The organism is Candidatus Jettenia sp. AMX1, assembly GCF_030263775.1.
GTDB classification, from domain to species: domain Bacteria; phylum Planctomycetota; class Brocadiia; order Brocadiales; family Brocadiaceae; genus Jettenia; species Jettenia caeni.
This window is the reverse complement of record NZ_SZPP01000006.1, coordinates 59,732-71,605: the sequence shown is the minus strand read 5'-3', so window position 1 is coordinate 71,605 and position 11,874 is coordinate 59,732. Positions and strand designations below refer to the sequence as shown.

13 protein-coding genes are annotated in these 11,874 nt (G+C 39.1%); 11 read left to right on the top strand and 2 right to left on the bottom strand.

What is annotated here, in order from left to right:
* The coding region (locus FBQ94_RS02380; protein WP_285441964.1) for a UTP--glucose-1-phosphate uridylyltransferase at nucleotides 1-409 on the top strand (409 nt) is incomplete at its 5' end.
* A gap of 115 nt (nucleotides 410-524) precedes the next feature.
* Nucleotides 525-1,169 (top strand): exosortase C-terminal domain/associated protein EpsI, encoded by a 645-nt coding sequence (locus tag FBQ94_RS02375; RefSeq protein ID WP_007222379.1) that lies wholly within the window; start codon nucleotides 525-527, stop codon nucleotides 1,167-1,169.
* A gap of 75 nt (nucleotides 1,170-1,244) precedes the next feature.
* On the opposite strand, the gene queC is transcribed toward FBQ94_RS02375, so the two are convergent.
* A complete protein-coding gene (gene queC, locus FBQ94_RS02370) occupies nucleotides 1,245-1,916 on the bottom strand; it encodes a 7-cyano-7-deazaguanine synthase QueC (protein ID WP_007222378.1) in 672 nt (223 codons plus the stop codon).
* A 4-nt stretch (nucleotides 1,917-1,920) separates the two neighbouring features.
* Complete coding sequence (locus FBQ94_RS02365) at nucleotides 1,921-2,556, bottom strand: radical SAM protein (RefSeq protein WP_007222377.1); 636 nt, start codon at nucleotides 2,554-2,556, stop codon at nucleotides 1,921-1,923.
* A 450-nt stretch (nucleotides 2,557-3,006) separates the two neighbouring features.
* On the opposite strand from FBQ94_RS02365, the gene FBQ94_RS02360 reads away from it, so the two are divergent.
* The 9 genes from FBQ94_RS02360 (at nucleotide 3,007) to lpdA (ending at nucleotide 11,868) form a co-directional block, all read left to right on the top strand.
* Nucleotides 3,007-3,618 (top strand): hypothetical protein, encoded by a 612-nt coding sequence (locus FBQ94_RS02360; protein ID WP_007222376.1) that lies wholly within the window; start codon nucleotides 3,007-3,009, stop codon nucleotides 3,616-3,618.
* A 340-nt stretch (nucleotides 3,619-3,958) separates the two neighbouring features.
* Nucleotides 3,959-4,228 (top strand): acyl carrier protein, encoded by a 270-nt coding sequence (locus FBQ94_RS02355; protein WP_007222375.1) that lies wholly within the window; start codon nucleotides 3,959-3,961, stop codon nucleotides 4,226-4,228.
* Nucleotides 4,229-4,303: 75 nt separating this feature from the next.
* Entirely contained in the window at nucleotides 4,304-4,756 is a 453-nt protein-coding gene (fabZ, locus tag FBQ94_RS02350) for a 3-hydroxyacyl-ACP dehydratase FabZ (RefSeq protein ID WP_007222374.1), read from the top strand.
* A 3-nt stretch (nucleotides 4,757-4,759) separates the two neighbouring features.
* On the top strand, nucleotides 4,760-5,986 hold the full coding sequence (locus FBQ94_RS02345; RefSeq protein ID WP_007222373.1) for a beta-ketoacyl-[acyl-carrier-protein] synthase family protein: 1,227 nt from the start codon (nucleotides 4,760-4,762) through the stop codon (nucleotides 5,984-5,986).
* Nucleotides 5,986-7,224, top strand: a complete 1,239-nt coding sequence (locus tag FBQ94_RS02340) for a beta-ketoacyl-[acyl-carrier-protein] synthase family protein (RefSeq protein WP_007222372.1) — start codon at nucleotides 5,986-5,988, stop codon at nucleotides 7,222-7,224. The genes FBQ94_RS02345 and FBQ94_RS02340 overlap by 1 nt, the downstream gene beginning before the upstream one ends.
* Nucleotides 7,225-7,227: 3 nt before the next feature.
* Nucleotides 7,228-8,691: a phytoene desaturase family protein gene (locus FBQ94_RS02335; protein WP_007222371.1), complete on the top strand. Its 1,464-nt coding sequence runs from the start codon at nucleotides 7,228-7,230 to the stop codon at nucleotides 8,689-8,691.
* Nucleotides 8,688-10,148 carry a B12-binding domain-containing radical SAM protein gene (locus FBQ94_RS02330; RefSeq protein ID WP_007222370.1) on the top strand — a complete coding sequence of 487 codons (1,461 nt, stop codon included), beginning with the start codon at nucleotides 8,688-8,690 and terminating at the stop codon, nucleotides 10,146-10,148. The genes FBQ94_RS02335 and FBQ94_RS02330 overlap by 4 nt, the downstream gene beginning before the upstream one ends.
* Before the next feature lie 157 nt (nucleotides 10,149-10,305).
* Nucleotides 10,306-10,434, top strand: coding sequence for a hypothetical protein (locus FBQ94_RS02325; protein ID WP_285441963.1), 129 nt, complete (start codon nucleotides 10,306-10,308; stop codon nucleotides 10,432-10,434).
* Complete coding sequence (gene lpdA / locus FBQ94_RS02320; RefSeq protein WP_007222369.1) at nucleotides 10,435-11,868, top strand: dihydrolipoyl dehydrogenase; 1,434 nt, start codon at nucleotides 10,435-10,437, stop codon at nucleotides 11,866-11,868.
* The last annotated feature ends 6 nt before the right edge of the window (nucleotides 11,869-11,874 follow it).

The window sequence follows — 11,874 nt, the reverse complement described above, 5'->3', positions numbered from 1 at the left end:
TAACGTGCTCATAAAGATGGCCGATCCGGTTTTTCTTGGTTACCATGCAGGGAGCAAAGCAGAGATATCGTTAAAGGTTGTTAAAAAACGCCATGCGGAAGAAAAGGTAGGCATTGTAGGATATATCGACGGGCGTCTCCATATTGCTGAATATAGTGAACTCAGCCAGGAAGATATGTATGCCAGAAATGGGAATGGTATGCTGAAATATAATGCGGGAAGTATTGGGGTGCATATGATCCATATTGACTTTCTCGAAAAAGTATACCGAATGGAAAATTCTCTTCCCTACCATGTAGCCTTCAAAAAGGTGTCCTGTCTGAATGAGAAAGGAGATATGGTAAATCCTGAGAAGAATAATGCTGTTAAATTTGAGAGGATCCTCAGGGTAATGTTATTGGCCTCATAGAGATTAGTCCTCATTTTGCCCTGGATGAAGAGGAATTACGAAGTAAGATAGATACACAATTTCAGTTTGACGGACTTCTGAACCTTAAAGAACACTTACGAATCGATAGACAAAAATGCATGAATATCTTAAGCCCTACATAGCTTTGGCATGGATTTCATTTGCTCTCGTTTATTGTTTTTCATTTCCCGGGACTAAGTATACAAGTCCGGAGGTTTTTTCTCGCCTGGAAATCCCCTATACCATGAATAGTTGGAAAGGTATTGATATAAGAGACGAATGGAATTTAGAAGATAAAAAATATAATTTTATCAGTCAGATTCTCGAACGCAGGTATGTAAATGCACATAATAAAAATCTGTTTTTCTCTATCCTGAATGCAGGTAATTTTCATAACCCAAAGGTCTGCTCCCACGGCGCTGGCTTTAAAGTAAGTGAGCTCAATGATCAGGAATTTCATCTGGCAGGTCGTACACTAAAAACCCATGCTCTCTATGCTCAAAAAAATACCGAAGGCTTTTTGTTAATCTATTGGATTTGTATTGATAAAGGCATTGTAGATTGGACTAAACAGAAAATAAAAGAGTTATATTTCTCATTATTTAATAAAAACAGGGTGGGCTTCATGATACGGCTTGCTATTCCCAGCACGGAAGATACCCTGGAGGACGCGCTTGCCTTGGCACAGGAGTTTGTTCACGATTTATATCGGGGACTCACACCAAAAGATGCCGATTATATTTTTGGAAGTAAAAAATAACACTATGATATGAAAAGGAACTCTCTATCTGTTGTTCATCTAAAATAGTGGCAATCTATGGAATTGTATGTTACATCAAACATAAGGAATCGGATCTACCGCATGTGCTTCTTTAAAGGCTTTTAGGCGCAGGAAACAGCTATGGCACAACCCACACGCTTTATCGGTATTCTTGTAACAAGACCAACTGAGATGAAGAGGAGCCATCAAAGAAAGGCCCTTGGTAACAATTTCAGATTTACTCTTCCCTATGAGTGGTGTTTCTACCTCAAGAAATGTTGTTGGCTTTGTTCCTGCCTTAATCAGCTTATTAAATATCTCATAATATACCGGCTTACAGTCAGGATAACCGGGGCTATCCTGCTCTACAGCGCCAATAAATATCTTCCGCGCCCCAATTACCTCCCCCCAGGAGACAGCAATCGTTAAAAAAATGGTATTTCTAAAAGGAACATAAGAAGTCGGGATTTCTTTATTATGTAACTGTGCCTCCTGAATGTTCATGCGATGGTCGGTTAAACTCGAACCTCCGATCTTCCTGAGATAATCAATGTCTGAGATGAGGATTCTTTCGTCAGGTATACGATAGTATAACGCAATTTCGCGAAATGCCTTCAACTCTCTTGCTTCAGTGCGCTGACCATAATTAACGTGTAAGAATGCAAGCTCGTACTGCGTGTCTGCAATAGCTGATGTTACGCAGCTATCCATACCTCCGCTTACGAGCACAATTGCTAAATCTTTCATACTATCAAACACCCCTCGTGTGTGGTTCCCATATATACTTGTGAAGCTGCAGTTGAAATCTCACCTTGAGATTGTCTTCCAAAATCCATTGTACAACGGATCGTGGAGCGATTGTATTAAAAACTGTTCCTAACAATACCTTCGCAATTTCTGATAAATTATATTTTTGTATCACATCCTTCGTCCATTTGTAATCGTCTCTGGAAGCTAAAACAAATTTTACCTCGTCTGATTGCCTTAAATAGGCGATATTTTGCCAGTGCATTGTATGACTCATAGTACTACCAGGACACTTTATATCCATAATCGTTACAGCTTTCTCCGGTATCGTACGAATATCATAACTGCCATTTGTTTCTACCAGTACCGTATAATTTTTATCGAGCAGCCTTTGAATCAATAACGGTGTATCTTCATTTGATAAAGGCTCGCCGCCCGTTATGCAAACCAAATTGGATGAAAAGTCATGAATACTTTCAAGAATCGAATTCATTGACATTTCTACTCCATCTTCATAGGCATAGGTAGTATCGCAATAACGACAACGCAAGTTACAACCTGTTATCCGTATGAAAGTACACGGCAAGCCAGCATAAGAGGTCTCCCCCTGAATACTCTTAAATATTTCATTAATTTTCATACATTACTATCTTTAGCAATTTGATGTATAGGAATTTCAATTACATAGGGCAACCCTTTAGGGTTGCTATCCCGGCGCATATATTCTGGCGGGGCGGCAAGGCTAAAGCCTTGCCCTACGTCTGATAAAAGATAAAAGTGCCGAAAGCCTAATTTATAGGGTGAGGCTTTAACCTTGTGGTAGCAACCCTAAAGGGTTGTCTTACAGAAATATTATACGGCAAAAACTTCTTTTTTAGCAAATTTTTTAGTTTTATCCACAACACTCCGTTTGTCATTCCCACGCAGCTTGTCTTCGAGGAAACTGGAGAGTGGTAATCCAGTTGAGTGTCAGCTATAAAATAATTATTGAATAGTCGAATTGATTATGAGATAGTATGGTGCAAATTTAGGGGGTAAAATACCCATAGCATCCTCATGGTCAATTTCTCTATAAGAAAGGAGAAAGATTATGTCAACAATTCTAAAAGACGACGTTTTACGTGAAAAGCATCCGGATAATGTTAATAAAGAAAAGATCGATAAGATAATGAATACGATAGTCGATCAATCGAAAACAATACACGAGAAAGACACGGAAGTTAAGACCAGAACATCTTCAGACCCGTTGAAATCTAAGGAAAGCAAGAGTATAACAGAGTCTATCTTTAGTAAAGAAATAGTAATAGATGGAGAAAGCGAATCTGATCTTGACGAGTTAAGAAATCGCCTTACACGAGAATTAAAACCATCAAATGAGATTGAATCGATTATGGTAGATCGTATTATTTCGAGTATGTGGCGACTGAAGCGATGTCTGAAGATTGAAGGTCAGATAATGGACTACGCCGCTTCTTGTGTTCAGGAGTACGAGCAAGGATTTTTCAGGACAAGAAAGAGGACAAATGTTGAGATGAAACAGCTAAAGGCATTGAAAATAGCTGAGGATAAAACGAAACTAAAGGATCTGTCTGAGTACGAGACTATGTTGGAAAGACAAATATACCGTGCATTAGGCAAACTGAGCAAACTGAAGAAACAGGAATCAAAACAGGAGAGGATGGCTTCAAGAAAAAGCAAATAAATTATGGTATTATATCGAATTCGCTTTTGTGATATAATCCAGAAAGGCGAAAAATTCAGAAATCTAATCAATTTAATCAGGATGGCAGGAAAACAGTCAATAATTGTAACATAATATATATTATCAGACGTTGTAAATTTGTTTCATGTAAGGCAAGGCTTCAAGCCTTGCCTCCTTAAATGGCTGCCCTGCATTTCGATTTCTATACATAATCAGGCGAGTTAAAGAATATTATTGACAATGTAAATTATGTCTGATACGATGGTCTTTCTCATTTTTGGATTATGCTGAGTGGATACTATGTCGTTTGTTAGGCAGATTATTAATAAGGAGAATAATTTTGAACGCAGAAGAGATTGAAAAAGGTGTAACCGCTATTGTGGCTGAGGTTACAGAGCTGGATGAAAAAGAAATTTGGGCTAAAAGAGATGCAAATTTCTTTAAAGATCTTGAAATTGACTCTCTTTTAGCCCTTGAAATTCTTGCTCTTATTGAAAAGAAATTTAAGGTGCAAATTCCGGAAGAAAAGCTTGTTGATATTACATCGCTGGCAGCTACGATCGATTTAACAAAATCTGTCTTAGCTGAAAGCGGAAAACTTTCATCTTAAAATACATCTGACATACAAAGTGTGATAATTTCAGGACAATTAGGCAATGATGCAAGAAGAGAAGATTTTTACAGTATGATATCTTTTGAGGAAATCAGATCCCTTCTCCCTCAAAAATATCCTTTTATATTTATTGATAAAGTTATTGAGTTTGAAGAAGGGAAAAAAATTGTTTGTGTAAAAAATGTTTCTGGCAATGAACCAGTTTTTGTCGGACATTTCCCTGACTTTGCTATTATGCCTGGCGTTTTAATTATCGAGGCAATGGCACAGGCTTCTATTATCCTATTCAGGAAAAGCCTTCCTCCTATACAAAGCGGTAAGGATACGGTTTTTTTGCTGGCGTCAATTGGCAATGCAAGATTTACAAAACCCGTCTTCCCTGGCGATCAACTCCTTATAGAAATCAATGTAGAAAAGATTGTATCGAAAGGAGCTATTATTCAGGCAACGGTAAAAGTTGATGAAAAAGCAGTTGCTAAGGCTACCTTAACTTTTGGAATTGCTGAAAAAAGTGCATTACTATAAACTATGAATAAACGTGTAGTTATAACAGGCGTAGGAATGATTACCCCTATCGGTTCAGGAAAGGATATTTTCTGGAATTCCCTTATTGCCGGGGTATCAGGTGTCGATAAGGTATCATGTATTGATACCTCTGAATACAAGGTCCATAAAGGATGTGAGGTTAAGAACTTCGATTATTCAAACTATATAAAGGACGGTGTTCTTAAAAAAATTGGTAAAGGTTCACAATTCGGAATTGCAGCCGCAAAGCTAGCCTTAAATGACGCCATGCTCGATTTGAATGCGATTAATCTGGAAAGGATAGGTGTTTCTGTAGGTACGACTGCGGGAGAAATACAAATCCTGGAAAAAGTCAATTATATAAGACACAGAGATGGCGAAGACAAAGTTGCTCCCGATCTGTTTTTAATGCATCCATGTAATAATATCCCTGCTAATATTGCCATCGAATTTGGATTTAAAGGTCCCAATACTATTATTCCCACTGCTTGTGCAGCCGGCAATTATGCAATCGGATATGCATACGATTTAATTAAATTCGGGAGGGTAGATATGATGATCGCTGGCGGTTCAGACCCTTTTTCGAAGGTTGCATATACGGGATTTGCACGATTAGGCGCTATTGCTCCGGAAATATGTCAGCCTTTTGATAAAAACAGAAAAGGTATGATGGTTGGTGAGGGAGCTGGCATGCTCCTTCTGGAATCACTTGATCATGCATTACAGAGGAATGCCCCTATTTATGCGGAAATAACCGGTTACGGACTCAGTTGCGATGCATATCATATAACCATCCCCCATCCGGACGGGGAAGGTGTCGTCTCTGCAATGAAAAAGGCATTAAAAAATGCAGACTTAAGACCTGAAGATGTCCAGTACATCAGTGCTCACGGAACAGGCACACCCGCAAACGATAAAGCGGAAACGATTTCAATCAAAAAGGTGTTTGGGGATAAACCAAAACATCTCACTATCAGTTCAATAAAATCAATGATAGGACATACCATGGGCGCTGCAAGCGCAATTGAGGCAATTACTTGCGCTTTGGTTGTTCAAAATGATATTATCCCCCCTACGATTAATTATGAGACCCCTGATCCGGAATGCGACCTGGATTATGTTCCTAACGTTGCAAGAAAACAGGAAGTAAACATTGCACTTAATAATGCTCACGCATTTGGTGGTAACAACAGTTGTTTAGTTGTGAAAAAATTTAAAAGAGGCTCTTGATGGAAAAAACGAGGATTGTTATTACGGGTGTTTCGGTTCTCTCGTCTATTGGAACAGGTAAAGATGTTTTCTGGGAAAATTTAACCAACGGTGTATCGGGCATAAAGCCTATCACCTTATTTGATGTAAGTAGCTTTAATAGCAAGCAAGCGGGAGAAATTTCTGATTTTGATGCAAAAGTTTACCTTGGACAAAAGGGAATTCGCCACATTGACCGTACATCCCTTCTTGTATCATCCGCAGCAGTTCTTGCCATCAAAGATGCCAATCTTGAAAATACTACATACAACGAAGAAGAGCTGGGTATTGTTGTGGGATCTACCTATGGCAGCATAGACAGCATTAGCTCTTTTGATTTCCAGTCATTGCGTGAAGGTCCGAACTATGTTAACCCTATGGACTTTCCCAATACCGTATTAAATGCACCAGCAAGCCGGGCATCGATTTTCTGTAAGGCAACCGGGTTGAATACAACCATCTCAAATGGCGTTACCAGCAGTATCGATGCGGTCATTTATGCCTCTGATTTCCTCCGTATGGGCCGTGTTAAAGCTGTATTAGCAGGTGGCGTACATGGATTGACTCATGATATATTTTGGGGGTCGCATAATTCTAAAATTTTATCGGGAAGCAGATATGGAACCCTGGAAATTTGTGCGCCTTTTGATAAGAGGCGTAACGGAATGGTTATTGGTGAAGCATCAGCCCTGGTCGTCCTTGAGACTCTGGAAAATGCACTGAAAAGGAACGCTCATATTTATGCAGAAGTCAAAGGTTATGGAACGGCATTCGAGCCGAAAATGGTTATAAGTAAGGATTATCAAATAGACGGTAACAGAAGGGCCGTTATAAACGCCATTCAGGATGCCGGTCTCACGCTCCACGACATCTCCTACATATCCGCTAATGCTTATTCCGGGGTATACGGCGATGCGATGGAAACTCAGGTTATTAAAGAAGTCTTTGGTATGCGGGCGAATCTTATCCCTGTAACAGCCATTAAATCTATGACAGGCGAGTGTTTTGATGCTTCGGGTGCATTGCAAACAGTAGCTGCAGTCATGTCTGTTAACACCCATATAATTCCACCTACCATTAATTATAAGGAACGAGACGAGAATTGTGACCTAAGTTATGTGACCCAGAAAAGTACTTTACCGGCCAAGAACATTCTCATAAATTCCTTCTCACGATTAGGTAACAACTCTTCCCTCATTATCTCCAAATACAAAAGATAATTCATGGTGCCTTCCACCGGTTATATTCGATCCACAAAAAATGACCTGTTGTATCCTCATTATGATGTAGTTGTTATTGGTACGGGCATTGCTGGTTTAGTTTGTGGCGCCTTTCTTGCCAAAAGTGGAAAGAGGGTTCTCCTGGTAGAGCAGCATTCCATTCCTGGCGGCTATTGCACTTCTTTTAAGAGAAAAGGTTTTACCTTTGATGCAGCTGTTCATCATATTGGAGGTTGTGGAAGGTGGAGTGTTGTCGGTCGCTGTTTAAAAATACTTGGGATTGAAATGGATTTCTACCCTCTGGATCCTATGGATCACCTGATATTCCCCGGCTTCAGTATTGAAATTCCCGCAGATCTGGATGAATATATTGCTCGTTTACAAAACCGTTACCCTTCAGAAAAAGATGCTATTAAAAATTTCTTCCAGGATTTTATAAAACTCTATCGTGCTACATTCAACAATGAAAAAAGCCAAATTATCGATAAATATAAAAACCATACCTACCATGATATGTTACATGATTATTTTACTACTGAAGAACTCAAGATGGTACTTTCCGGTCAATGGGGTTACATAGGACTCCCCCCTACTCAGGCCTCTGCGATTGCCATGTGTCAAATGATGATCAATTATCTCAAGGATGGCGCCTTTTTCCCTGTAGGCGGTACGCAAGAGTTTGCTAATGCAATTTTTAAGAAATTTATTGATTTTGGCGGACACGTTATGTTATCATCCAGAGCCGAAAAAATAGTATTGAATAAGAAAACCGCCATTGGTGTTAAACTGCAAAACGGTAAAGAGATAGTAGCAAGCCTGGTGGTTTCAAATATTGATGTTCGGCAAACTTTCTTTGAGTTACTAAAAGATAAAATTGATGTATCATTCCTCCAAAAAATTGAAGGAATGAAAGAGAGTTGCTCTTTTTTTCTTTTATATCTGGGATTAGGAAGCAATATAGATTTAACGGGCTTAAAAAGAGGATTTTATCATACTGCTACAGATAGTCGTTATCAGGATGACGAGTGGATGTATATATCAGTTCCAACAAAGATATGCCCAACCCTTGCGCCGTCGAACAAACAAATAATTTCAGTAGTTGTTTCCATGAAAGAGGGAATATACAAGGATGTTAAAAGCTGGAAATCTTTTAAAGAAGACATAATTGCAAACACGATAAAAAGATTGGAGAAATACCTTCCTGAAATTAAAAAATATATCGAAGTAAAAGAGGCGGCTACTCCAAAAACCCTGGAGCGTTACACGTTAAATACCCATGGAGCCGCTTACGGTTGGGCGGTTACCCCAGATCAGATGTGGGAAAATAGGTTGCCACATGAGACGCCTGTTGACAATTTATATTTAGCTGGACATTGGACAAGACCAGGCCCTGGAATTTCCGCTGTGGTCTCTTCGGGTTGGAGTGTTGCTAATTTAATTATGGAGAATTGGAGGCAAATGATATGAGTAAAAAAATGATGTTGATCAATCCACATAAACCGGGTAGGCATGGAGAAGAAAGTATTACGGTAATTGTCCAAATGCCTTTGAATCTTGCTTATATTGCTGCCCTTACACCAGGTGATTGGGAATTTGATGTTATAGATGAAAATATTGAACTGGCAATCGATGATAAAGACGAAATTACCTTTAAACCCGTAGACCTTGTATGTATCACAGCAGTAACCTACCAGTCTCCAAGGGCTTATAAGATTGCTACAGCGTGTAAAAAAAAGGGTATGACGGTAATAATGGGTGGAATACATGCATCGGTAATGCCGGAAGAGGCCGCAAAATATGTTGATTCAGTTTTTGTAGGAGAAGCTGAAGAGGTGTGGCCTCAGGTTATAAAAGATTTTGAAGAAGGAAAGCTGAAAAAGACCTATCAGGGAGGGCTTCCCCCTTTAAGTTTAATGAAGAAGGTATATCCTAATCGTGAATTGATGAAGAAAAAGTACAACTATAAATTCTCTTCTATCGTTACAACAAAAGGATGCCCCAACTATTGTGATTTCTGTAGTGTGCCTACTTTCCAGGGAAGAAAGTTCAGAGAAAGACCTTATGAAGACGTACTCGATGAGATGGCAGCAACAGATTATAAGGGTTTAATGCTGGCAGAAGACAATTTTTATGGTCACGGTAAAAAATCAAACGAAAGGGCAAGAGACCTCTTTAAGGGTATGGTCGAACGTGGTATCCATAAAGATTGGTTAGGATTCACCGCCTTAAATATCTCTCAAGACCCGGAAACACTGGATTATATGGCAAAAAGTGGTAATTTTGGCATGCTTATTGGCATAGAATCTACCAACGAAGCGGTATTACAAAAGATGAATAAACGGGTAAATCTTAAACTGGGAACTGATAGTTATTTTGACTGCATTCAGAAGATTCATAATGCAGGGTTAGTTGTCTGGGGATCTGTAGTATTTGGGGCCGATGGAGATGATAAAGATTCCTTTAAGAGAATGACCGAGTTTATATTGGAAAATAATATTGATATCCTTACCTTCGGTATTAACTGCCCCTTCCCGAAAACACAGCTTTATGCACGATTGGATTCGGAAAAGAGAATTTTCAGAAAGAATTATCCGGAGGATTGGCAATATTATGATACTGCTCATGTAGTTCACCGTTTTGTAGATATGACATTAGAGAACTTTATCGATGGTATGCAATATGTTTATGATCATATTTATGCAGGTGATAGTTTAAGAACACGCTTCAGAAATTCTATTAAGACAACGAAAAATCCGAGAAATTCTATGTTTGCATTTAGGGTAGGCTCAGACTGGAAACAAGTATTTGAGCAGGTATTGCAGAACCTGAAAGAATTATATGATTCAGGTGATTATTATAAGGACTGCTACAAATCAGGTACAGTACCTGTTTCAAACCCTGTCATGGAAACTGTTACCACGTAACGAAGCGATTATCCAGCTTGATTTACAAGGCACATCAATCTCAACACCCTTGATGTGCCTTTATAATTAATGAGAATCTATGATTTCTGTATGTAACGGGTATCGAAACAAAAAATATTTCGTAAATCTTTAATCCGAAAAAGGAGGTTATACTATCATGATCGGTAAATTGCTATCTTTATCCATGGAAAAATCGGTTATCCCGGATATTAGTCCAAAAACAATCGTAATTGTTGCTGTTGCACTTATATTTGTTATATTATTTACATGGAAAAAGGAAGGATAATTGTCCGAAAAAAGAGTTACGTATGACCTTGTAATTATCGGTGGAGGACCAGGCGGCTATGTAGCTGCTATTAAAGCTGCTCAGTTAGGATTAAAAACAGCTCTTATTGAAAAGGATAAGGTTGGTGGTGTTTGCTTGCACCAGGGGTGTATCCCAACAAAAGCACTTCTCCATTCTGCAGATCTTTACAGTAAATTTACGAAATCAACTGAATATGGAATTATCGCTGATAGATTAGGTATTAATTACCCACAATTTCACCGGCGTAAAGAATCGGTAGTTAAACGGTTATTCCAGGGGGTGCAGTTCCTCCTCAAGAAGAATGATGTGAACGTTATTAAAGGTAAAGGGCGGCTTACGTCTTTACACGAGATATTGATTGAAAAAAATGAAACAGACCTTGATACAATAACTGCGAAGAATATTATTCTTGCTACGGGATCCACACCTTTCATTCCAAAAGAAATTCCTCATGATGGCAAATTTGTATTTACCAGCGATGATATACTGCTCTTGGAAGAAATTCCTAAATCCATGATTATTGCAGGCGGAGGCGCCGTTGGTGTGGAATATGCTTACCTGTTTAACATCCTTGGAACTAAGGTAACAATGATCGAGCGTATGGATACGATCCTCCCTGGCGAAGATAAAGAGATAAGTACTATTTTAAGGAAAGTTTTTACCAAAAGAGGAATAGAAACCTTAACGGATACCTCCTTAGAAACAGTCGAGGTTCGGCAAGGCGTTCGTGTAAAGATAGAAAGAAAAAACAACACCCCTCCCTCCCCTACTTCAGGAGAAAGGAGAGATTATCTGGAGGCAGATTGTCTGCTCATTGCGTTAGGTAGAGCACCTGCGTTACAAGATCTGGGGATTGAAAATTTGTCATTGGATTTTCAAGGGAAGTATCTTCAGATTAACGAGACTATGGAAACCAGCAAAAAAGGGCTCTTTGCAATCGGAGATATTACGGGTCCGCCGCTTCTTGCTCATAAGGCATCAAAACAAGGGTTACATGCTGTTTCTCACATTGCAGAGAAAAAAACTACCGCACTACCGTATCACAATATACCAAGAGTAACGTATTGCTCTCCCCAGGTAGCTGGTATAGGATTTACTCAGGAAGAGGCAGAAAGGAAAGGATACAAAATAAAAGTTGGTAAATTTCCACTTATTGCAAATAGCAAAGCCATTATCGAAGGGGAATATGGAGACGGGATCATAAAGATTATTACTGATGAAAAATATGGTGAGATATTAGGGGCACATGCCCTAGGCCCGAATGTCGGTGAATTCATGTGGGGTATGTCACTGACTACTGTTCTTGAAGGAACAATCACTGAATTATCAAATACGATATTCCCCCACCCTACCCTTTCAGAGGCTATTCTTGAGGCTGCCCATGCAGCTATTGGTCAATCTATACACCTATAAATATGT